The organism is Pseudomonas yamanorum (assembly GCF_900105735.1).
Classification (GTDB): domain Bacteria; phylum Pseudomonadota; class Gammaproteobacteria; order Pseudomonadales; family Pseudomonadaceae; genus Aquipseudomonas; species Aquipseudomonas yamanorum.
In genome coordinates, this window is record NZ_LT629793.1 from 304,894 (window position 1) to 326,537 (window position 21,644).

At 61.1% G+C, this 21,644-nt stretch carries 19 protein-coding genes; 14 read left to right on the forward strand and 5 right to left on the reverse strand.

The genetic code is table 11. From position 1 onward, the window contains the following. Nucleotides 1–837, reverse strand: coding sequence for a transporter substrate-binding domain-containing protein (locus tag BLU46_RS01435; RefSeq protein ID WP_063030773.1), 837 nt, complete (start codon nt 835–837; stop codon nt 1–3). A gap of 240 nt (nt 838–1,077) precedes the next feature. Here BLU46_RS01435 and BLU46_RS01440 point away from each other — a divergent pair, with 240 nt between their 5' ends. Then, nucleotides 1,078–1,938, forward strand: a complete 861-nt coding sequence (locus tag BLU46_RS01440) for a LysR substrate-binding domain-containing protein (protein ID WP_003207477.1) — start codon at nt 1,078–1,080, stop codon at nt 1,936–1,938. 3 nt (nt 1,939–1,941) lie between these two features. Here the strand turns inward: BLU46_RS01440 and dnaQ are convergent, their stop codons facing one another. Continuing rightward, nucleotides 1,942–2,682, reverse strand: a complete 741-nt coding sequence (dnaQ, locus tag BLU46_RS01445; RefSeq protein WP_167410183.1) for a DNA polymerase III subunit epsilon — start codon at nt 2,680–2,682, stop codon at nt 1,942–1,944. Nucleotides 2,683–2,881: 199 nt separating this feature from the next. Between dnaQ and BLU46_RS01450 the strand changes: the two genes are divergently transcribed. After that, nucleotides 2,882–3,196 (forward strand): DUF2388 domain-containing protein, encoded by a 315-nt coding sequence (locus BLU46_RS01450; protein ID WP_063030774.1) that lies wholly within the window; start codon nt 2,882–2,884, stop codon nt 3,194–3,196. A 39-nt stretch (nt 3,197–3,235) separates the two neighbouring features. Next, the gene (locus BLU46_RS01455) at nt 3,236–4,183 is read left to right on the forward strand and encodes a glycerophosphodiester phosphodiesterase family protein (RefSeq protein ID WP_093197579.1); all 948 of its coding nucleotides are present in this window, start codon (nt 3,236–3,238) and stop codon (nt 4,181–4,183) included. 3 nt (nt 4,184–4,186) lie between these two features. Here the strand turns inward: BLU46_RS01455 and rnhA are convergent, their stop codons facing one another. Together rnhA and BLU46_RS01465 are read right to left on the reverse strand one after the other, a co-directional pair. Beyond that, complete coding sequence (rnhA, locus tag BLU46_RS01460) at nt 4,187–4,639, reverse strand: ribonuclease HI (protein WP_003207474.1); 453 nt, start codon at nt 4,637–4,639, stop codon at nt 4,187–4,189. A 101-nt stretch (nt 4,640–4,740) separates the two neighbouring features. Continuing rightward, nucleotides 4,741–5,499, reverse strand: coding sequence for a class I SAM-dependent methyltransferase (locus tag BLU46_RS01465; protein ID WP_093197584.1), 759 nt, complete (start codon nt 5,497–5,499; stop codon nt 4,741–4,743). A 65-nt stretch (nt 5,500–5,564) separates the two neighbouring features. On the opposite strand from BLU46_RS01465, the gene gloB reads away from it, so the two are divergent. From gloB to BLU46_RS01500, 7 genes are all read left to right on the forward strand, one after another. Further along, the gene (gloB, locus tag BLU46_RS01470; protein ID WP_063030775.1) at nt 5,565–6,332 is read left to right on the forward strand and encodes a hydroxyacylglutathione hydrolase; all 768 of its coding nucleotides are present in this window, start codon (nt 5,565–5,567) and stop codon (nt 6,330–6,332) included. Between the two features lie 98 nt (nt 6,333–6,430). Continuing rightward, nucleotides 6,431–7,843: a lytic transglycosylase domain-containing protein gene (locus BLU46_RS01475; RefSeq protein WP_063030777.1), complete on the forward strand. Its 1,413-nt coding sequence runs from the start codon at nt 6,431–6,433 to the stop codon at nt 7,841–7,843. A 168-nt stretch (nt 7,844–8,011) separates the two neighbouring features. After that, the gene (locus tag BLU46_RS01480) at nt 8,012–9,841 is read left to right on the forward strand and encodes an extracellular solute-binding protein (RefSeq protein ID WP_093197588.1); all 1,830 of its coding nucleotides are present in this window, start codon (nt 8,012–8,014) and stop codon (nt 9,839–9,841) included. Next, nucleotides 9,838–11,676 carry an extracellular solute-binding protein gene (locus BLU46_RS01485; RefSeq protein WP_093197592.1) on the forward strand — a complete coding sequence of 613 codons (1,839 nt, stop codon included), beginning with the start codon at nt 9,838–9,840 and terminating at the stop codon, nt 11,674–11,676. The genes BLU46_RS01480 and BLU46_RS01485 overlap by 4 nt, the downstream gene beginning before the upstream one ends. 1 nt (nt 11,677) lies before the next feature. After that, complete coding sequence (locus BLU46_RS01490; protein WP_017477557.1) at nt 11,678–12,751, forward strand: microcin C ABC transporter permease YejB; 1,074 nt, start codon at nt 11,678–11,680, stop codon at nt 12,749–12,751. A gap of 1 nt (nt 12,752) precedes the next feature. Then, nucleotides 12,753–13,772, forward strand: a complete 1,020-nt coding sequence (locus tag BLU46_RS01495) for an ABC transporter permease (protein WP_093197598.1) — start codon at nt 12,753–12,755, stop codon at nt 13,770–13,772. Nucleotide 13,773: 1 nt separating this feature from the next. Further along, nucleotides 13,774–15,378, forward strand: coding sequence for an ABC transporter ATP-binding protein (locus tag BLU46_RS01500; RefSeq protein ID WP_017477555.1), 1,605 nt, complete (start codon nt 13,774–13,776; stop codon nt 15,376–15,378). A gap of 136 nt (nt 15,379–15,514) precedes the next feature. Here BLU46_RS01500 and BLU46_RS01505 read toward each other — a convergent pair whose 3' ends face one another. Then, nucleotides 15,515–16,360, reverse strand: a complete 846-nt coding sequence (locus BLU46_RS01505) for an oxidoreductase (protein WP_093197602.1) — start codon at nt 16,358–16,360, stop codon at nt 15,515–15,517. A 110-nt stretch (nt 16,361–16,470) separates the two neighbouring features. On the opposite strand from BLU46_RS01505, the gene BLU46_RS01510 reads away from it, so the two are divergent. The 4 genes from BLU46_RS01510 (at nt 16,471) to BLU46_RS01525 (ending at nt 21,530) form a co-directional block, all read left to right on the forward strand. Next, entirely contained in the window at nt 16,471–17,382 is a 912-nt protein-coding gene (locus BLU46_RS01510; protein ID WP_063030784.1) for a LysR family transcriptional regulator, read from the forward strand. A gap of 96 nt (nt 17,383–17,478) precedes the next feature. After that, nucleotides 17,479–18,009 (forward strand): sigma-70 family RNA polymerase sigma factor, encoded by a 531-nt coding sequence (locus BLU46_RS01515; RefSeq protein WP_063030786.1) that lies wholly within the window; start codon nt 17,479–17,481, stop codon nt 18,007–18,009. Beyond that, nucleotides 18,006–18,965, forward strand: coding sequence for a FecR domain-containing protein (locus tag BLU46_RS01520; RefSeq protein ID WP_063030788.1), 960 nt, complete (start codon nt 18,006–18,008; stop codon nt 18,963–18,965). The genes BLU46_RS01515 and BLU46_RS01520 overlap by 4 nt, the downstream gene beginning before the upstream one ends. Nucleotides 18,966–19,061: 96 nt before the next feature. Then, nucleotides 19,062–21,530, forward strand: a complete 2,469-nt coding sequence (locus BLU46_RS01525) for a TonB-dependent siderophore receptor (RefSeq protein ID WP_172834507.1) — start codon at nt 19,062–19,064, stop codon at nt 21,528–21,530. Nucleotides 21,531–21,644: the final 114 nt, after the last annotated feature.

A 21,644-nucleotide genomic window follows, 5' to 3' on the forward strand; every position in this document is an offset into this window, starting at 1 on the left:
TCAGGCGCCCTTGAACTGTTTCTGCAACTCCACCAGCGCCGGGGACGCCGGGGTGATGTGGTTGCGGGTCTGGGCGTCGATCAGCCAGCCGCTGCGATGCAGTTCCTTGATGATCGGGTCGAGTTTGGCCTGGGTGTCGTTCTCGCCGCGGCGAGTCCAGATCACCGACGGTGCCGGGTTCAGCTCGGGGCTGATGGCGCGGTAGTCCTTCCATTCGGCGCTGTCGTTGATCAGCGGGTTGATCAGGGTGGAGTCATGCACCGCCGCGACGCAGTTGTTGCCGCGCAGGGCCAGCAGGGATTCGGAGGAGCTCTTGAAGCCTTTGATCTGTGCGCCCAGCTCGGTCAGCGGCTTGACGTAGCTGCTACCCTGGGAGGTGCACACTGGCTGGCCCTTGAGGTCTTCCCAATGGGTAATTTTGCTGTCCTTGAGTACCGCTGCGGTGCCGCCGATCCTGTAGAACGGCGTCGGTACGAAGCCGAGAATTTCGCCGCGCTCGGCGGTCCATTCCATATTGGCAATCAGCAGGTCGACCTTGCCCTGTTGCAGGAACTGCACGCGGTTGGCGGGCAATACCGGCACCAGTTGCACTTCGGCACCCAATTGACGACCCAGCTCGTTGGCCAGGTCGACGTTCAAGCCCTTGGGCTTTTGGGTGGTGGGATCGATGCCGCCAAACGGCCCGCCGGACAGCAGCACGCCGACCACCAGCACATGGCGCTGTTGGATCTTGTCCAGGGTCGCGTCGGCCTGAACCACCGCGCTGCCGCCCAGGGCGATCAATGCGCCCAGGACCACAGGCAACCTTCGTTTTACCGCCGCGCGCACAAAACCCATGGAACTCCCCTCATTAGCGATCGGCGTACCCCGACCTGATGTGGGGGCATGCTAGGGAGAGTGCCGGGGCAACGGAAATTCAAATATCTAATATCGTTATAACTTCCCGTATATGGACGACCTCACTTTTGGCCATATACTCGCAATCATTGGCTTCTGTAAAAACTCGACGTGACAACACATAAATATATGTAATGTTTATCTTCACGCCCCTGATATAAAAAATGCCCTGGAATGGCCATGTCGACCCTCGATCTCGAACTGCTCCGCACCTTTATCGCCGTGGTCGACCACCACAGCTTCGCTGAAGCCGGCACCCATCTCGCCCGCACGCAATCTTCCGTCACCCAGCATATGCAGCGCCTCGAACAGCAAGTAGGCGTCAGCCTGTTTGAAAAACGTGGTCGGCAAAAGCAGCTGACAGAACCTGGGATGCAGTTGTTGCGGCATGCGCGGCAGATGCTGTCGTTGAATGACGATGCACTCAACTCCCTGCGGGAAAGCAGCCTCAGCGGTGTACTGCGCATCGGCTCGCCCCACGACATCGCCGACACCATCCTGCCGCCGATCCTCAGCCACATCGCCCGCTCGGCACCGCGCCTGCGCCTGGAAATCGACGTGGGCCGCAGCCCCTTCCTGATGGACGACTTGCACCGGGGCAAGGTCGACATGGTGATCTCCACCCGCGCCGATGCCAACCTGGAAGGCTTTGCGCTGCGCACCTCGCCGGTGTGGTGGATTTGTTCGGCGCAATACATTCACTCGCCGAGCGAACCGCTGCCGTTGATTCTGGTGGATGAGCCGAGCATCTATCGGCGCTATGCCCTGGAGGCGCTGGAGCGGGCGAACATTCCGTGGAGGCAGGCGTACCTGGCATCGAACCTGATCGGGATCAAGGCGGCCACCCGCGCAGGGCTCGGCGTGACCCCACGGAGCATGGAAATGCTCGGGCCGGACATGCGGGTATTGGGAGAGAACGACGGGCTACCGAGGATGCCGGAGGTGACATATTACCTGTGGATCCGCCCGAACACGGCGAACCCGATTGCACGCAAGGCTTATGACCTGATCAGGGCCAGCCAGGGGCTGGCGCTGGGATGACGGTTATTGCTGGGTCAATTGGGTCCACAACGCGGGTGCGCCGGCGGACTTGGCGATCGCCTCAAGACGCGCCGCGTGTTCGGCCATGTCTTGCTCGCTGGCGCGAATAATCGTGGTGGGCTGACGATCCGCTGGCAGGCGGCGGATTTCCGAAGGACGGTTGCCCGAGCCTTCTGCCGAACCATTGCCGTCCGAAGCGTTACCGGCCAGGGACAGGCTGGTCTGGCCGCCGGTCATGGTCAGGTAGACGTCGGCGAGAATCTCGGAGTCGAGCAAGGCGCCGTGGAGTTCACGGCCGGAGTTGTCGACCCCATAGCGCTTGCACAAGGCATCGAGGCTGTTGCGCTGGCCCGGGTGACGCTCACGGGCCATCATCAAGGTGTCGAGGATCGAGCAGTGCCGGGTGATATCAGCCCGGTCGGTCGCGCCCATCAGCGCGAATTCGTTGTTGATGAAGCCAACGTCGAACGCCGCGTTATGGATGATCAGCTGCGCGCCGTTGATGAACTCGAAGAACTCATCGGCCACTTCGGCAAACCGTGGCTTGCCCACCAGGAATTCGTTAGTGATGCCGTGGACGCCAATGGCGCCCTCATCACTTTCCCGATCCGGTTGCAGGTAGACGTGGAAATGCCGGCCGGTGAGGCGACGGCCCATCAGTTCGACACAGCCGATTTCAATGATCCGGTGGCCGTCGGTCACCGGCATGCCGGTGGTTTCGGTATCGAGTACAACAGATCGGATGGCCATCAGGGTTCAGCTCTCAACGGTTTGGTACATTTCAAGGGGCGGGATATTAGCACGACATGTCCTGAACGACCCAGGGCTGGCCAAATGAAGCCCATGTGCGACAGTTTTTAACAAGAATTAGCAAACCTTATAAAGTCTGCACGAGGTGCCGTTGATAGCCTGCGCACCCCCGACTTGCTGCAGACGCTAACCCATGACCTCGCGTAAATCGTTGCTGCCCTTCGTTTTGCTGACCGGCGCCCTGAGCACCAACACCCAGGCCACCAGCTTCGTGATGACCACCGACGCCTTGGTCAGCCTGAGCATGAGCGCTACCAAAGGCACCAGTTCGTCCTTCAAGGATGACAAAGTGGTACTGGCCGCCAAGACCGACGCTGCCGCCTTTGTCGCCAGCGACGGAGTGATCAGGGGTGTTCAGCTGGAATCGGCGCTGGAACATATTCGCCTGGCGCTCAAGGACGAACACTACTCGGACGAGCAGTTGGCCAGGGCAATCCTCGTCATGTAAGGTCACAGCCGCCCCGACCTTCAGCGAGAGTAACAACAGGTGACCCCCAACCGCCGCGCCATCGCCTTGATCATTACCGTATTAATGATCGCGGGCTGCACATCTGCCCCCACTGGCACGCCCGATAAATCGCTTCCGCTGATCGTTGCACACCGTTCGGGCACCGCGGATTATCCGGAAAACACCTTGCCGGCCATCGACAACGCCTTGAAAAATGGCGTCGACATGATCTGGCTGACGGTTCAACTGAGCAGTGACGGCGTCCCCGTTCTCTATCGCCCTGCCGACCTGAGCGCGAATACGCAAGGCAGTGGATCCGTCGCCAAACAAAGCCTGGAACAATTGCAGCAGTTGAATGCGGGGTGGAACTTCAAACTCACCGATACCCGCGGGCAGGTGACCTATCCCTACCGCACGCACGCCGCTCCGGTGCCTTCATTGCAGCAAGCACTGGACAGGATTCCCGCTTCAATCCCCGTCATTCTCGATATGAAAGCCTTGCCTGCTGAAGCGCAGGCCAACGCCGTTGCCAGTGTGCTGAAACACAATCATGCGTGGGACCGGGTGCTGATCTACTCCACCGATGCCAGTTACCAAACCGCTTTCGCGCGCTTCCCTCAAGCTCGGCTATTTGAATCCCGGGACGACACACGAAACCGCCTGGCAGCCGTCGCCCTGGCACAGAGCTGCCGTCCGGTACCACACGCTGGCAGTTGGGTGGCGTTTGAGTATCAGCGAAAAGTCGAACTGGTGGAGACGTTCACCTTGGGCGAAGCACGCTCACCCGTGAATGCCAAGCTATGGACGCCACCGGCGATCAACTGCTTCCAGTCCAAGGGCAAGGTCAACATTCTGGCGATTGGAATCAACAGCGACGATGATTACCGGGCAGCAGCGTGCCTGAAGATCGACGCCGTGCTGGTGGACTCACCGCGGGCAATGCGGGATGTGAAGCAGCGGCTCGAATGGCCGCTGCAGTGCAACTGATGGTCAGCTTTGCTTGTAGCCGCGCACTTCATCCACGCCGCGATTGGCCAGTTGGTCGGCCCGCTCGTTGCCGGGATGGCCGATGTGCCCGCGCACCCATTTCCAGGTGATGTTGTGGCGGTTGCATTGTTCATCGAGCAATTGCCACAGGTCGGCATTTTTTACCGGCTCCTTGGCGGCGGTTTTCCAGCCGCGCTTCTTCCAATTGACCATCCACTCGTTGATGCCCTTCATCACGTATTGGGAGTCGGTCACCAGCAACACGTCGCAACGACGCTTGAGCTCTTCCAGGCCGCGGATCGCTCCCATCAGCTCCATGCGATTGTTGGTGGTGTTGGCTTCGCCGCCCCACAGCTCCTTCTCCACGCCCTTGCACACCAGCAAGGCGCCCCATCCGCCGGGGCCGGGATTGCCCTTGCAGGCGCCATCGGTGAAGAGTTCTACGGTATCGGTCATTTCACTGTCCATTAAAGCGGGATCCATCAAAGCGGGTTGCCGATAATCGACCGACAAGGGCCCGAGGTCGAGAGACTCGACCTGAAATCAAAAAAGGTTTTTTACTGTTCGCTCTGCTTGCGATTGACCTTGGCCATGGGCATCGGCACGAGCTTGCCCATTGGTTCGCGGCGTACCTGGCGCACCGGGCGCAGGCCAACGACGATCTTGCGCGCCACCAACAAGTAGAAACCACCGCCAGACAATTGCCAGGCACCGGCCCTGCGTTCCCAGCCGGCCAGCCGGCCTTGCCACTTGGCAGACGCAAGCGGCGGACGATAGCACCCGAAGCGGCGTTTCTCCAGCGCAAAGCCCAGCAGGTTCAACCAATCGCCGACGCGCGACGGCGAGATGCAGCGCGCCTGGCGCAACCCGTCGTGGGCGAACACATGGCGCAAACCCCAACTGCTCCAGGGGTTGATGCCGATGATCAGCAAATGGCCACCTGGGCGCACACTGCTGGCGGCTTCGCGCAGCAAACCATGGGGCGACAGGCAGAAATCCAGGCCATGCTGCAACACCACCACGTCGGCCGCATGCTCGCTCAACGGCCAGGCCTGTTCCTCGCACACAATCTCGACACCCGGCAACGGCGCGCCCAGGCGCACATTGCGTTGTACCTGGGGCGCCGCCGGCGGGGTTTGTGCCGACGGGCCGTAATGCACCAGGTAGCCACCAAAGAACCGACCCAGCTCGTCTTCGAGCATGCGCCGTTCTTCTTCCAGTAAAAATTGCCCGACAGGCCCGGACAGCCATTCACGGGCGGCACTGATCAGTGCCAGCCACTCGGGATCGGCCTGGGCGAACGCTTTATCAGTCATTGCATTCTCCAACGCGCCAAGAAGCTCTAAGATGCACCAATGTGTTCAGCTTGGCGAATCAAAGAATGATACAGATCAGTGCCCTGCCCGCCTTCACCGATAACTACATCTGGTTGTTACAGGATCAGCCGAACAAGCGCTGCGCGGTGGTCGATCCCGGTGATGCCGCGCCCGTGCTGGCCTGGCTCCAGCAGCATCCGGACTGGACCCTCAGCGATATCCTGGTGACTCACCATCACCACGATCATGTCGGCGGCGTCGAGCAACTGAAAAGTGTTTCAGGCGCCACGGTCTACGGCCCGGCGAACGAAAAAATCCCGGCGCGGGACGTCGCACTCCAGGACAACGACCGCATCAACGTGCTGGGCTGGGACTTCGAGGTGTTTGCCGTGCCCGGGCACACCCTCGGCCATATCGCCTTTTATCACGAGGGCGTGCTGTTCTGTGGTGACACCCTCTTCGCCGCCGGTTGTGGCCGGCTGTTCGAAGGCACCCCGCAGCAAATGCACACCTCCCTGGAACGCCTGGCGGCACTGCCGGCCAACACGCTGGTGTACTGCACCCATGAATACACACAAAGTAACCTGAAGTTCGCCCAGGCCGTGGAACCGCAAAACGCGGATATCGCCGAACGGGTGGAGAACGTGCGGCAACTGCGGGCGAACGGCGAAATCACATTGCCTTCAACCCTGGCCCTGGAAAAACTCACTAACCCCTTTCTGCGGACCTCTGAAACATCCGTTAAAGAAAAAGCGGACGAACGGAATGGCCGGGATAACCAGGCCGGGAGTGAGGTATTTGCTAGCTTGAGGTCGTGGAAAGATACGTTCTAAGTGGAAGGATTCTGATACGTAATTTCTGAATGGTTGACCGGAACCAAAGCGCTTTCTAGAATCGCCCGACATTTTTGCCCGGAACTTACTTCCAGCCAATGTCGTCATCTATTCGTAAAACCAACCATTCAGACGCATTGACCCGCCTGGCTCAAGCCGTGGCGGTGGCTGTGTCCGCTACTCTGGCGGGCTGCCAATCGACCAATTTTGCCGCACAATCCACCGTGCAACCCAAGCCAAACCTTACCGCCAAGATCAAGCAAAAACCCATTTGGCTATCAGAGAAGCCAAGCCCGGAAGTGCCCCAGGATGTCTGGGAACGCATGCGCCGGGGCTTTCAATTGCAGGACGGGTTAGGCGTCAACCCGCGCATTGAACAGCAACGATTGTGGTTTGCCAGCAACCCATCCTTCCTTGAGAACGCCGGCGAACGCGGCAGCCTCTACATTCATTACATCGTCGAACGCCTTGAAGAGCGCAACATGCCCCTGGAGCTGGCGCTGCTGCCAGTGATTGAAAGTGCCTACAACCCAATGGCCTATTCCCGCAGCGATGCGGTGGGCCTGTGGCAGTTCGTTCCCGCCACCGGGCGCTACTTCAACCTGCGCCAGACCCGCGCCTACGACGGCCGCCGCGACATCACCGCCTCCACCACCGCCGCCCTGGACTACCTGACACGTCTGCATGACATGTTCAACGGTGACTGGCTGCTGGCGCTTGCGGCCTATAATGCGGGCGAAGGCACGGTCAGCCGAGCCATCGAGCGTAACGAGAAGCTCGGCTTGCCGACGGACTACTGGAACCTGCCACTGCCCCAGGAAACCAAGGACTACGTGCCCAAGTTCCTGGCGCTGTCCCAGGTGGTGCTGGCCCCCGAGGCGTACGGTGTCAACCTGAACCCGATTGCCAACACGCCCTACTTTGAAGTGGTAGAAATCAAAACCAGCATGGACCTGTCACGGGTCGCCGCGCTGGCCGAGATCGACGAAGACGAACTGTTCCAGCTCAACCCGGCCTTGAAGCAGCGCACCACCCTGGACGGCCCGCAGCATTTGCTGGTGCCGACTTCCAAGGCGCAGTTGCTGGCCAGCAGCCTTTCGGCGATGAAGCCCGAAGAATTGCTGAGCATGCGTCCGAAAAAGCCGGTGTTCGACGACGTTGAGCACAAGGCCATTGCCGGTCGCACCCGCAACTACAAGGTGCGCAGTGGCGACAACCTGACGTTGATTGCCAAGGCCAACAAAGTCGATGTGCATGACCTGCAGCGCTGGAACAAGCTCAATGGCCAGGCGCTCAAGGTTGGCCAGACCCTGGTGATGCAGGACACCCGCAAGCTGGTGGCCAAGGCAGACAGCAAGAAGCCGGTGCAATACAAGGTCAAGAAAGGCGACTCGCTGTACATCGTTGCAAAGCGCTTCAACGTCGAGATGCAACATCTCAAGCGCTGGAACCCGCGCACTGGCCAGGCGTTGAAGCCGGGCCAGATGTTGGTGGTTTCCGGACCGAGGTAAGCAGCAAACACAAGGGGGAACTGGCAACAGTTCCCCCTTTGTTCTTCACCCCGCCAACCCACACCCAAGCCTGTAGTCTCCCTCCTGCGGCGCCAGCCTTTTTCCAATCGGAACAAGCTGTTACTGTACGGCTCATAAAGCCCAAGCCGCCTGGATCGGATCTCTGACTTGAAGCGTCCCCTCCTTCTACTAATAAGTCTGGCCTTGAGCTTTTCCGCGAACGCGACCATCACCGAGAGCCACGGTTATGCGCAGTTCGGCACGCTCAAGTACCCGGCCAAATTCACCCACTTCGACTGGGTAAACCCCGCAGCGCCCAAGGGCGGCACTTTGCGGGTCATGGCCTTTGGCACGTTCGACACCCTCAACCCTTACACCCTCAAGGGTTCCAGCCCGGTCTCTACCGCCAACTTCCTGCAATACGGGGTCAACGAGCTGAATGAGCCGTTGATGGTCGGTACGGGCCAGTACGCCCCTTCCGGCGATGAACCGACTTCCAGCTACGGCCTGATTGCCCAATCGGTGGAGTACAGCGAGGACCGCAGCTGGGTGGTGTTCAACCTGCGCCCCGAAGCGCGCTTCCACGATGGCAAGCCGATCACGGCCTACGACGTGGCGTTTTCCTATCGCACGCTGCTGACCGAAGGCCACCCGCAATACCGCACCAACCTGCAGGAAGTGGCCCGGGTCGACATTCTTAACCGGCACCGCATTCGCTTCGTGTTCAAGCGCGCCGGCAACCCGTTACTGATCCTGCGTCTGGGCGAGCTGCCAGTATTGCCCCAGCACTACTGGAAAAACCGTGACTTCAAGGCCACCACCTTCGAGCCCCCACTGGGCAGCGGACCTTACCGCATCACAAAGGTCTCGCCGGGACGGCAACTGGTGTTCGAACGGGTCAAGGATTACTGGGGCAAGGACCTGCCGGTCAACCGTGGTTTCTATAACTACGACAAGGTCGAGGTGGAGTTCTACCGCGACAGCGACGTGGCCTTCGAAGCCTTCAAGGCCGGCGAGTTCGATATCTATATCGAGCACCAGGCGAAGAACTGGGCCAACGGCTACAACTTCCCGGCGGTCAACCGGGGTGATGTGATCAAGGCGCAGATCGCCCACCAGATCCCGACCCAGAGCCAGGGCCTGTTCATGAACAGCCGGCGCCCGGCCTTCAGCCAGGCCAAGGTGCGTGAAGCCCTGGGCTTGATGTTCGATTTCGAGTGGACCAACCGCACCCTGTTCAGCGGCGCCTATAAACGCACCCTCAGCTATTACCCCAACAGCGAATTCTCTGCCACCGGCGTGCCCACCGGCCATGAGTGGCTGATGCTCTCACCCTATCGCGACCAACTGCCCGCCAACCTGTTTACCCAGGCCTTCAGCCTGCCCCAGACCGACGGGCGCGGCATCCCCCGAGACACCATGCGCCGCGCCCTCGCCTTGCTTGCCGAAGCGGGCTGGAAGCTGTCAGGGCAACGGTTGCTTAACAGTGACGGGCAGCCCCTGCGCCTGGAAATCCTGCTGGTGAATCCGAACCTGGAGCGCATCCTGCAACCCTATGTCGAAAACCTGACAAGCATCGGCGTCGATGCCCGCTTGCGCACGGTAGACCGCGCACAGTACAAACAACGCCTCGATCAGTTCGACTTCGACATGATTCTGATGACCCTCAACCAGACCCTCAGCCCCGGCCTTGAGCAGTGGCAGTACTTCCACTCCAGCCAGGTGGGGATCAAGGGCAGCAAGAATTACGCAGGCATCGCCAACCCAGTGGTCGACCATCTGCTGGAACAACTGCTGGCGGCGCAAACCCGCGAAGAACAATTGGCAGCCGGGCGAGCGCTCGACCGCGTCCTGCTGTGGCAGCACTACAGTATTCCCAACTGGTACCTCAACTATCATCGCCTGGCGTACCGCAACCGGTTCGCCTTCGTCACCACGCCGCCCTACAGCCTGGGCCTGAGCGCATGGTGGCTGAAAGCTTCGGAGAAAGCCCAATGATGCCTTTGCGTACTGCGATCCTTGGCAGCCTGTTGTTGTGCGGCGCGGCCAATGCGGCCCCACAACATGCCCTGACCCTCTATAACGAACCACCCAAGTACCCCGCCGACTTCAAGCATGTCGACTATGTAAATCCCGACGCACCCAAGGGCGGTACCTTTCGCGAATCCAGCATGGGCGGCTTCGACAGCCTCAACCCGTTCATCAGCAAGGGCGTGCCGGCAGACAATATCGGGCTGATCTACGACACCCTTGCCCAGCAAAGCCTGGACGAACCCATCACCGAATACGGCCTGGTGGCCGGCAAGATCGAAAAGGCCCCGGACAACAGCTGGGTACGCTTCTACATTCGCCCCGAAGCGCGCTTTCACGACGGCCACCCGATCCGTGCCGAAGACGTGGTGTTCAGCTTCCAGACGCTGATGAAGGACGGCTCGCCGATCTACAAGACCTACTACGCCGACGTCGACGAAGTGGTCGCCGAGGACCCGCTGCGGGTGCTGTTCAAGTTCAAGCGCACCAACAACCGCGAACTGCCGCTGATCCTTGGGCAACTGACCGTGTTGCCCAAGCATTACTGGGAGGGCCGCGACTTCTCCAAGGGCAACCTGGAGATTCCGTTGGGCAGCGGCCCGTATAAGGTGGCGGAGGTCAAGGCCGGGCGTTCGGTCCGCTACGAGCGGGTCAAGGACTACTGGGCCAAAGACCTGCCGATCAACAAGGGCTTCTACAACTTCGATTACCGCGTCACCGACTACTACCGCGACAACACCGTGGCCCTCGAAGCCCTCAAGGCAGGGCAATTCGATTACTGGCTGGAAATCAGTGCGAAAAACTGGGCCAACGCCTACAACACCCCCGCCGTTGCCCAGGGCCGCCTGATCAAGGAAGAAATTCCCAACGGCAACCCTACCGGGATGCAGGGCTTCGTGTTCAACACCCGCAAGCCGATGTTCCAGGACGTGCGGGTGCGCAAGGCCATCAGCCTGTTGCTGGACTTTGAATGGAGCAACAAACAGCTGTTCAATGGCGCCTACACCCGTAGCCGCAGCTATTTCGAAAACTCCGAGATGGCCGCCACCGGCCTGCCCGGCCCGGATGAACTGGCGATTCTTGAACCGCTGCGGGACAAGATCCCGCCCCAGGTATTCACCGAAGCCTTCGAGCCGTCGAAGACCGACGCCAGCGGTATGATCCGCACCCAGCAGCGCGAGGCCTATCAGTTGCTGCAAGAGGCCGGTTGGAAGATCGTCGACGACAAGATGGTCGACAGCACCGGCAAACCGGTGACCATCGAGTTCCTGCTGGCCCAGACCGAGTTCGAACGCATCCTGTTGCCGTTCAAGCGCAACCTGGCAGACCTGGGGATCGACCTGGTGATCCGCCGGGTCGACATCTCGCAGTACATCAACCGCATCCGCTCCCGGGATTTCGACATGGTGGTGGGCAGTTTCCCGCAGTCCTCTTCGCCAGGTAACGAGCAGCGTGAGTACTGGAAGTCATCCAGCGCCGACAAGCCCGGCAGCCGCAACTACATCGGCCTGAAAGACCCGGCCATCGACCAACTGGTGGAAGAACTCATCGACTCCGACTCGCGCAAGAGCCTGGTGGCCCACGCCAAGGCACTCGACCGCGTGCTGCAGTTCGGCTACTACGTGATCCCCAACTGGCACATCAAGACCTTCCGCGTGGCGTATTGGGACCACCTCGGCCATCCGAAGGTCTCACCACGGTATGACGTCGGCACCGCCACCTGGTGGAGCAAACCCGACGCGAAACCTGCGATAACCGTGGACACCAACCAGAGCGCCGATCCGGCGAGCGGGGGCGACTGAGATGCTGGCCTATATTGTTCGTCGACTGCTGCTGATCATCCCGACGCTGTTCGGCATTTTGCTGATCAACTTTGTGATCATCCAGGCTGCGCCCGGTGGCCCGGTGGAGCAGATGATCGCCAAGCTCGAAGGCTTTGAAGGCGCCACCAGCCGGATTGCCGGTGGCGGTGCCGAAGTCTCGGTGGCCGGCTCCAGCTATCGCGGCGCCCAGGGCCTGGACCCGGCGCTGGTGAAGGAAATCGAGAAGATGTACGGCTTCGACAAGTCGGCGCCGGAACGCTTGTGGATCATGGTCAAGAACTACGCCCGGCTGGATTTTGGCGACAGCTTCTTCCGCGACGCCAAGGTCATCGACCTGATCAAGGAAAAGATGCCGGTGTCCATCTCACTCGGGTTGTGGAGCACCCTGATCATGTACCTGGTGTCGATACCCCTGGGGATCGCCAAGGCTACGCGGCACGGCAGCCACTTTGACGTGTGGACCAGCTCGGCGATCATCGTCGGCTATGCGATCCCGGCGTTCCTGTTTGCGATCCTGCTGATCGTGGTGTTCGCCGGCGGCAGTTACTTCGACTGGTTTCCGTTACGCGGGCTCACGTCCAACAACTTTGATGAATTGAGCTGGGGCGGCAAGATCCTCGATTACTTCTGGCACCTCGCCCTGCCCGTGACGGCTTTGGTGATCGGCAACTTCGCGACCATGACCCTGCTCACCAAAAACAGCTTTCTGGACGAGATCAACAAACAGTACGTGGTCACCGCCAAGGCCAAGGGCCTGACCAATCACCGCGTGCTCTACGGCCACGTGTTTCGCAACGCGATGCTGCTGGTGATCGCTGGCTTCCCGTCGGCCTTTATCGGCATCTTCTTTACCGGCTCGTTGCTGGTGGAGGTGATCTTCTCCCTCGACGGCCTGGGCCTGATGAGCTTTGAGGCAGCGATCAACCGCGACTATCCGGTGGTGTTTGGCACGCTGTTTATCTTCACCCTGCTGGGGCTGGTGGTGAAACTGATCGGTGACCTCACCTACACCCTGGTCGATCCGCGTATCGACTTCGCCAGCCGGGAGCATTGAGATGAATCTATCCCCCCTCAATCTTCGTCGGTTCGAGCGTTTCAAGGCCAACAAGCGTGGCTGGTGGTCGCTATGGCTGTTCCTGATCCTGTTCGGCCTGAGCCTGGGTGCCGAGCTGATCGCCAACGACAAGCCGCTGGCGGTGCATTACGACGGCGACTGGTATTTCCCGGCGCTCAAGCGCTATCCCGAGACCACCTTCGGCGGCGAATTCCCGCTGGAAGCCAACTACAAGAGCCCGTATATCCAGGAGCTGCTCAAAGCCAAGGATGCCTGGACGTTGTGGGCGCCGATCCCGTTCAGCTACCAGAGCATCAACTACGACCTGAAAGTCCCGGCGCCCGCGCCGCCGTCACGGGACAACCTGCTGGGCACCGATGACCAGGGCCGCGATGTACTGGCACGGGTGATCTACGGGTTCAGGATTTCCGTGCTGTTTGCCCTGACGTTGACCGTACTCAGTTCGATCATCGGCGTGATCGCCGGGGCCTTGCAGGGTTTCTACGGTGGCTGGGTCGACCTGGCCGGGCAGCGCTTCCTGGAGATCTGGTCGGGCTTGCCGGTGCTGTATTTGCTGATCATCCTCGCCAGTTTCGTGCAGCCCAATTTCTGGTGGCTGCTGGGGATCATGCTGCTGTTTTCCTGGATGAGCCTGGTGGACGTGGTGCGCGCCGAATTCCTGCGCGGGCGTAATCTGGAATACGTGCGGGCGGCGCGGGCGCTGGGGATGCAGAACGGCGCGATCATGTTCCGCCATATCCTGCCCAACGCCATGGTCTCCACCATGACCTTCATGCCGTTCATCCTGACCGGCGCCATCGGCACCCTCACCGCCCTGGACTTCCTGGGCTTTGGCCTGCCGGCCGGCTCGCCGTCCCTGGGTGAGCTGGTGGCCCAGGGCAAATCCAACCTGCAGGCGCCGTGGCTGGGCATGAGTGCGTTTGCCGTGCTGGCGATCATGTTGAGTTTGCTGGTGTTTATCGGCGAGTCCGCTCGCGATGCCTTCGACCCGAGGAAATGAGATGAATCAGGACAATCTGATCGAAGTCCGCGACCTCTCCGTCGAGTTCGTCGTAGGCAACACCCACCAGCGTGTGGTGAACAACGTCAGCTTCGATATCAAGCGCGGCGAAACCCTGGCGCTGGTGGGCGAAAGCGGCTCGGGCAAGTCGGTCACGGCGCACTCGATCCTGCGCCTGCTGCCCTACCCGCTGGCACGACACCCGTCGGGGACGATCCAGTACGCCAACCACGATTTGCTGACCCTGAAAGAAAAGACCATCCGGCATATCCGCGGCAACCGGATTGCGATGATCTTCCAGGAGCCGATGACCTCGCTGAACCCGCTGCACTCCATCGAGAAGCAGATCAACGAAGTGCTCGGCCTGCATAAGGGCTTGACCGGCAAGGTCGCCACCAAACGCACCCTGGAGCTGCTGGAACTCGTAGGCATCCCCGAGCCCCACAAGCGTCTCAAGGCCCTGCCCCACGAGCTGTCCGGCGGCCAGCGCCAGCGGGTGATGATCGCCATGGCCCTGGCCAATGAGCCGGAGCTGCTGATTGCCGACGAACCGACCACGGCGCTCGACGTCACCGTACAGTTGAAGATCCTGGAGCTGCTCAAAGAGTTGCAGGCGCGCCTGGGCATGGCCTTGCTGTTGATCAGTCATGACCTGAACCTGGTCAGGCGCATTGCCCACCGGGTATGTGTGATGCAAAAAGGCTGCATCGTCGAACAGGCCGAATGCGAAACCCTGTTCCAGTCGCCGCAGCATCCGTACACCCAGGAGCTGCTGGCAGCCGAGCCCAGCGGCGGCCCTGCCACCAATGAAATTGGCCCTCCGCTGCTCGAAGTCGACGACCTGAAGGTCTGGTTCCCGATCAAAAAAGGCTTCCTGCGCAATACCGTCGATTACGTCAAGGCAGTGGACGGCATCAACTTCAGCCTGCCCCAGGGCCAGACCCTTGGCATCGTCGGTGAAAGTGGTTCGGGCAAGTCCACTTTAGGCCTGGCGATTTTGCGGCTGATTGCGAGCAAGGGTGGCATTCGCTTCGAAGGTCATCAGATGGACAAACTCAGCCAGCAGCAGGTGCGCCCGCTGCGCCGGGAAATGCAGGTGGTGTTCCAGGACCCGTTTGGCAGCCTGAGCCCGCGCATGTGCGTGAGCGAAATCGTCGGCGAAGGCCTGCGCATCCACAAGATGGGGACTGCCGCCGAGCAGGAAGCGGCGATTATCGCCGCGCTCAAGGAAGTAGGCCTGGACCCGGAAACCCGCAATCGCTACCCCCACGAGTTTTCCGGCGGCCAACGCCAGCGCATCGCTATTGCCCGCGCGTTGGTGCTCAAGCCACGTCTGATTTTGCTGGATGAACCGACCTCGGCCCTCGACCGGACCGTGCAACGCCAGGTGGTGGAACTGCTGCGCAACCTGCAGGCCAAGTACAACCTGACCTACCTGTTCATCAGCCACGACCTCGCCGTGGTCAAGGCCTTGAGTCACCAGTTGATGGTGGTCAAGCACGGGCAGGCGGTGGAGCAAGGGGATGCACCTGCGATCTTCGCCAACCCCCAGCATGCCTACACCCGGCAACTGCTCGAGGCAGCGTTCCTGGTGCCCGGCCCCTAGCAGTAGAACCACCGTAGCAGCTGTCGAGCCCCAGCGAGGCTGCGTCAGGCGCGCCTCGGTGCAATGCCAGGCTCGATAACAGCGGTGCGACTAACGCAGCCTCGCTGGGGCTCGACAGCTGCTACGCCATTGGGTGTCAGAAATCGGTAGAGGCCGACAACTCACGCCAGGCGGCGGTCTCTTCCTTGACGTAGGCCAGCTTGGCCTCGATCGCCTGCAACGTGTCGGTGCCCAAGGCCAGGCGCATCGGTGGATGCGGCGCTTCCACCAATTTGATCATGGCCACAGCCAGCAGCTCCGGATTACCCGGTTGCTGCTGGTTGTAGACCTTGGCCAGCTTGCGCACCTCGCCGGAGGTGGCGGCATAATCGTCGATGATCAAGGGCGACTCCACCAGGGAGTTGCCGTCCAGGAAATCGGTACGGAAATAACCCGGCTCCACCACCGTCACCTTGACGCCCAAGGAGGCGAGTTCTGCGTGCAGCGCCTCGCTCAAACCTTCAACGGCAAACTTGGTCGAGCAATACGTGCCGAATCCCGCCCCCGAACGGAAGCCGCCTACCGACGAAATATTGATCACATGCCCACTGCGCGCCTGGCGCATGAACGGCAATACACCCCGTGTGACATTGAGCAGGCCGAAGACATTGGTTTCGTACAAGCGGCGAACCTCATCGGCAGACGCCTCCTCCACCGCACCCAGTAAGCCAAAACCGGCATTGTTGACCAACACATCGATGCGCCCGAAGTGCTCGACGGCGGCGCGGGCAACGTCGGCTGCCTGGGTTTCGTCGGTCACATCCAACTGCACGGCCAGCAGGCCAGGTTGGGCGCCGAAACGCTCGATGACTGTCTGGGCATTACGGGCCGTTGCCACCACTGCATCGCCGTGGGCCAGTGCCGCTGCGACGATTTTCGCGCCGATGCCTCGGGAAGCCCCGGTTACCAACCAAACACGCTTGAAGGAATGTGCCGTTGTCATGATCCGTACCTGATGGAGTGAAAGTGAAGTAAAGGTACGCCGTGGCATTAGCCGGAAAAATCGTCTCGTGCTACAAGCACTATGAAACTCTCTTTCATAATGGTCCGTGAATGAACCTTGATCCCTTCAATGGCTTGACCGAGTTCCTCGCAGTGGCTGAGCTTAAAAACTTCACTCAAGCCGCCGCGCGCCTGGGGGTTACGCCGACGGCGGTCAGCCATGCGGTAAAAACTCTGGAGAAGCGCACGGGTGTAGTGCTGTTCCAACGCACCACGCGCCGGGTGGCGCTGACTGAGGCTGGAATGACGCTTTACAGCCGCCTGCGCCCCGCCGCCGGAGAAATCGACGACGCGCTGGCGGCCCTCAGTGGCTACCGCGACCGCCCCATGGGCACCTTGCGCCTGACGGTGCCGAGGTTGTCGGGCAAGCTGCTGATCGAGCCGTTGATTCCACGCTTTCGTGAGGCGTTTCCGGATGTGGTACTCGATATTTCCCTGGACGATGCCGCCGTGGATCTGGTAACTCAGGGCTTCGACGCCGGTATTCGCCTGGGGGAATCCATCGACAAGGATATGGTCGCCGTACGCTTGACACCGGACTTGAAGTGGTCAGTGGTGGGCTCTCCCGACTACTTCGCCAAGGCCGGCAAGCCGACAACGCCGGAAGAGCTCACCGCCCATGAAACTATCGGCTATCGCTTCCTGACGTCGGGCATGGCCCACCGCTGGGAATTCGAGCGGGCGGGCCGGGAATTCACGGTCGGCGTTCAAGGCGGGCTGATCGTCAATGACCGCAACCTGATGATCGCCGCCGCGCGCGCCGGCCAGGGCCTGGCGTACGTGAGTGATTTCGAGGTCATGGAGGACCTGGCTTCAGGCGCACTGGAACCCGTGCTGCAATCTTTCGTACCGCCAAGCAGCGGGCTGTACCTGTATTTCCCCGCCCGAACCCAGAGCCAACCGAAACTGCGGGCCTTTATCGACCTGGCCACCGCGTGGATTGCCGAGAAGCGTGGGCTCTGACAGCGCCGCAAAAGCAAACCAATATCATTTGCGCAGCGCCCGGCCCTTTGGTTTAATCGCGACCAATTCTTATTTACGCCAAGGCTTCTACGCCACATGGATACTGTGTCGACCTCGCCCACCTCATTCAGCGACCTCTACGGCAATCACCATTCCTGGCTGCTGGGGCTGCTGCGCAGGCGCCTGAGCAATCGCTGGGATGCGGCGGACCTGGCCCACGACACGTTTATCCGGGTGCTCAAGCGTCCGCCTGCCGACACCGATGAGACGCGGGAGCGCTCCTACTTGGCCACCATCGCCCGGGGGCTGTGCATCGATCACTGGCGCCGGCGCCAACTGGAACAGGCGTGGCTGCAAAGCCTCGCGGATCGGCCGCAAGCCCTGCAACCTTCGCCGGAGCAACGGGCGATCATCGTCGAAACCCTCTACGAAGTGGACGCCATGCTCGCCCGACTGCCCCACAAGGTGCGCGAAGCGTTTTTACTGGCACAGTTGCACGGCATGCCCTACAAGCAGATCGGTGAGCAACTCGGGGTGGGCGAACGGATGGTGAAAAAATACCTGGCCCAGGCGCTGCTGCATTGCGCGGTGCTCGAAGCGGAACTGGACGGGATGCTCGTGGAGTGACCAGCCCCGGAAAACTCAGCCATGTCAGCCTGGAACAGGCGGCCCAGTGGTATGTACGCCTGCAGGATCAGCCCGAGGCTGCCCAGCACTGGCAGGCATGGCTGCGACAAAGTCCGGAACACCAGGCCGCCTGGGGTTATGTAGAGCGGGTCAGCCAACGCTTTGCCCCGTTGGCCGAGCAATCCCACAGCGCCAGCCGTGCGTTGCGCAGCTCTCGGCGCCAGACGCTCAAGACCCTGCTGGTGTTGTGTGCCGGCTCAACGCTGGCCTGGGGCACCTGGCGCAACACCGCCCTGCCCCGGCTGGTGGGCGGCTGGAATGCCGACTACGCCACCGCTGGAGGTGAAACCCGCGAAGCGCTGCTGGACGATGGCAGTCGCCTGTGGCTGAACGCGTTGAGCGCCCTGGATGTACGTTTTGACCGGGTCCAGCGCTTGCTGCACCTGCGTTTCGGCGAAGTGCTGATTGAGACCGCCAAGGACCCGACCCGCCCGTTCCTGGTGGAGACTCAACAGGGTCGCCTGCGGGCACTCGGCACCCGCTTCAGCGTGGTGCAGGACGGCGATAGCACCTTGCTCAATGTGTTTGAAGGCCGGGTTGAAGTGCGCACTGCCGCGAGCCATCAGGTACAGATCATCGAGGCCGGGAAACAAGTGGCCTTCACCCGCGACGGGCTCAACCTTAATTCACCCGCATCCGCCACCCGTGAGGCCTGGAGCCGTGGCGTGTTGCTGGCCGACAACCTGCCGCTTGGCGAACTGATCGCCGAACTCAACCGTTTTCGCTCCGGCCACCTGGGTTGTGATCCAGCCGTGGCGCAACTGCCGGTGATGGGCTCGTTCCCCCTCAAAGACAGCGACCACGCACTGCGCCTGCTACAGGCCGCGCTGCCGATTCAGGTCGACACACTCATGCCGTGGTGGGTCACGGTCAGGCCCAAACACCCAAGCGCATAAAAACTTTCAGCCGTCAGTTCCCTTTTCCAAAACTCGTTCGGTTAACCCAGCAGATGCTTTCAATTCGCCGATCGATTTGATCCAAAGGGAATGTTCATGTCGCAACCCGCTCGCTTCACTTTGCGCCCGCTGGCGCTGGCCGTTACTGCTACCTTGTTGTGCCTGGGCGCGCTCGACGCGCAAGCCGCCGAGTCGCCGTCGACTCAGGAAACCGCCCGCCACTACACCATCGCCGCGGGTTCTCTGGTCAACGTGCTGAACAGCTTCGCCGAGCAATCAGGGATCTTTTTCGCCGGCCACAACAGCCTGGCCAGCGGCAAAACCAGCCCGGGCCTCAACGGCAGCTACACCCCGGCCAGCGGTTTGCAACGGCTGTTGCAAGGCAGCGGCCTGCAGGCCGTGCCCCAGGGCAACAACGGCTACGTGCTGGAGTTGATTCCAGCCAACACCGGCGCCCTGGAGCTGGGCGCCACCACCATCTCCGGCGAAGGCCTGGGCGCCACTACCGAAGACACTCACTCCTACACCACCGGCGCCATGGCCTCGGCCACCGGCCTGGCGCTGTCGATGCGTGAGACACCGCAATCGGTGACGGTCATCACCCGCCAGCAAATGGATGACCAGGGTTCCACCAGCATCGCCGACACCCTGCGTCGTGCGCCCGGCGTGAGCGTGCAGAACTACGACAGCGAGCGCTGGGAGTTTTCCAGCCGCGGCCTGCCGATCACCAACTTCCAGTACGACGGGGTCAACTCCACCTACGACGGCGTGTATGACTACGGCACCACCAGCACCGACATGGCAGTGTATGACCGCCTGGAAATCATCAAGGGTTCGGCGGGCCTGATGTCCGGATCCGGCGATCCCTCGGCCACGGTCAACCTGATTCGCAAAAAGCCCACCCGGGATTTCAAGGCCTCGGTCACCCAGACGTTCGGCTCGTGGGACAACTACCGCACCGAAGGCGATATTTCCGGGCCACTGACCGACTCCGGCAATGTGCGCGGGCGTTTTGTCGGTGTGTATCAGGACCGCCAGTCGTACCTGGACCACTACCAAAACACCAAGGACATCGCCTACGGCATTCTCGAGGCCGACTTGACGCCCAACACCCTGCTGACCTTCGGCATCGACCAGCAGGACACCCGTTCCCGCGGCGCCAGCTGGACCGGTTTCCCGATGTACTTCAGCAACGGTTCGCGCACCGATTTCTCGCGCTCGTTTAACCCGGCTGCCGACTGGAGCCGCCGCGACTTCCAGAACCAGACCCTGTTTGCCTCGGTGGAACAAAAGCTGGCGAACGACTGGTCGCTGAAAGTCAGCCTCGACCGCAAGCGCAGCCAGCACGACACCCTGCTCGCCTCCGCCAGCGGCGGCAACCCGGACCCGGTCACGGGCGACGGGATGTACATGTTCATGGGCAAGTACAAGGGTGACCAGGTGCAAAACACCCTGGACATCAACCTCAATGGCCCCTTCAGCCTGTTCGGGCGCGAGCATGAATTGATCATGGGCTTCATGGCCACCCGCTCCAAACAGGACGTGCCGGTGTACGGCTCGATCTACCCACCCGTGGGTGGCAGCATTTACGACTGGCGCGGCGAATACCCGAAGCCTGACATTCCCCGCAGCGGCCAGAACGACATCGTGCAACGCCAGACCGGCGCGTACCTGGCCACGCGCTTGAAACCCACCGATGACTTGTCGGTGATCCTGGGTACCCGCGTCAGCAACTTCAGCGGCACCGACAACACCGACTTCTACGACCCGACCAAGGCCGACAACCGTCTCACCTACCGCCAGACGGGCGTCGTCACGCCCTATGCCGGCATCGTCTACGACCTGAATGACATCTGGTCGGTGTACACCAGCTACACCAAGATCTACAAGCCGCAGAACAGCAAGGACGCCGACCGCAAGTTGCTCGATCCGATTGAAGGTGACACCTACGAAGCCGGGCTCAAGGCAGCGTTTTTCGACGGCCGCCTGAACGCCAGTTTTGCCGCATTCCGCATCGAACAGGACAACGTCGCACAGTACGTTTCCGGGTTTGAGACCGACTCGGTGTATCGCCCGATTGCCGGCGCCACCACCAAGGGCTTTGAAGTCGAACTGGCCGGTGAAGTGCTGGACGGCTGGAACGTCTCGGCGGGCTACACCTACCAGCACAGCCGTGACGCCAACGGCGATTACGTCTATGGCTCCGTGCTGCAAACCACCACGCCGCAGCAAGTGGTGCGGCTGTTCAACACCTATCGGCTGCCCGGCGCTCTGGAAAACCTGACCGTGGGTGGCGGCGTGAATTGGCAGAGCGAGTTCTTCGGCAATGTGTTCCAGCCCGATCCCAATGACTCGGTGAATTTCGGCCACAACTCACGCATCACTCAGGACAGCTACTTCCTGGTGGACGTGATGGCGCGCTACCGCTTCAACGAGCACCTGAGCACCACGTTGAACGTGAAGAACCTGTTCGACAAAAAGTACTACACCGGCCTGGGCAACTTCGGCACCGGTTTCTACGGCGAGCCGCGCAGCCTGCAATTGGCGACCCGCTGGGATTTTTGAGCCCAAACGCCAGACTGCCGTAGCGCCTGCACCGGCAGTCGACTCGGGCTACACCCCATCAGGAAGGTACGTCTTTTGTTCTTGCCCGGCCCATCCGACGATGCAGGCTCCGGT

What these genes read in the sequence shown, in the direction of transcription:
- BLU46_RS01435 (WP_063030773.1), bottom strand. Translation starts at nt 837, where the DNA reads ATGGGTTTTGTGCGCGCGGCGGTAAAACGAAGGTTGCCTGTGGTCCTG.
- BLU46_RS01440 (WP_003207477.1), top strand. Translation starts at nt 1,078, where the DNA reads ATGTCGACCCTCGATCTCGAACTGCTCCGCACCTTTATCGCCGTGGTC.
- BLU46_RS01450 (WP_063030774.1), top strand. Translation starts at nt 2,882, where the DNA reads ATGACCTCGCGTAAATCGTTGCTGCCCTTCGTTTTGCTGACCGGCGCC.
- rnhA (WP_003207474.1), bottom strand. Translation starts at nt 4,639, where the DNA reads ATGACCGATACCGTAGAACTCTTCACCGATGGCGCCTGCAAGGGCAAT.
- BLU46_RS01465 (WP_093197584.1), bottom strand. Translation starts at nt 5,499, where the DNA reads ATGACTGATAAAGCGTTCGCCCAGGCCGATCCCGAGTGGCTGGCACTG.
- gloB (WP_063030775.1), top strand. Translation starts at nt 5,565, where the DNA reads ATGATACAGATCAGTGCCCTGCCCGCCTTCACCGATAACTACATCTGG.
- BLU46_RS01475 (WP_063030777.1), top strand. Translation starts at nt 6,431, where the DNA reads ATGTCGTCATCTATTCGTAAAACCAACCATTCAGACGCATTGACCCGC.
- BLU46_RS01485 (WP_093197592.1), top strand. Translation starts at nt 9,838, where the DNA reads ATGATGCCTTTGCGTACTGCGATCCTTGGCAGCCTGTTGTTGTGCGGC.
- BLU46_RS01490 (WP_017477557.1), top strand. Translation starts at nt 11,678, where the DNA reads ATGCTGGCCTATATTGTTCGTCGACTGCTGCTGATCATCCCGACGCTG.
- BLU46_RS01495 (WP_093197598.1), top strand. Translation starts at nt 12,753, where the DNA reads ATGAATCTATCCCCCCTCAATCTTCGTCGGTTCGAGCGTTTCAAGGCC.
- BLU46_RS01500 (WP_017477555.1), top strand. Translation starts at nt 13,774, where the DNA reads ATGAATCAGGACAATCTGATCGAAGTCCGCGACCTCTCCGTCGAGTTC.
- BLU46_RS01505 (WP_093197602.1), bottom strand. Translation starts at nt 16,360, where the DNA reads ATGACAACGGCACATTCCTTCAAGCGTGTTTGGTTGGTAACCGGGGCT.
- BLU46_RS01510 (WP_063030784.1), top strand. Translation starts at nt 16,471, where the DNA reads ATGAACCTTGATCCCTTCAATGGCTTGACCGAGTTCCTCGCAGTGGCT.
- BLU46_RS01515 (WP_063030786.1), top strand. Translation starts at nt 17,479, where the DNA reads ATGGATACTGTGTCGACCTCGCCCACCTCATTCAGCGACCTCTACGGC.
- BLU46_RS01525 (WP_172834507.1), top strand. Translation starts at nt 19,062, where the DNA reads ATGTCGCAACCCGCTCGCTTCACTTTGCGCCCGCTGGCGCTGGCCGTT.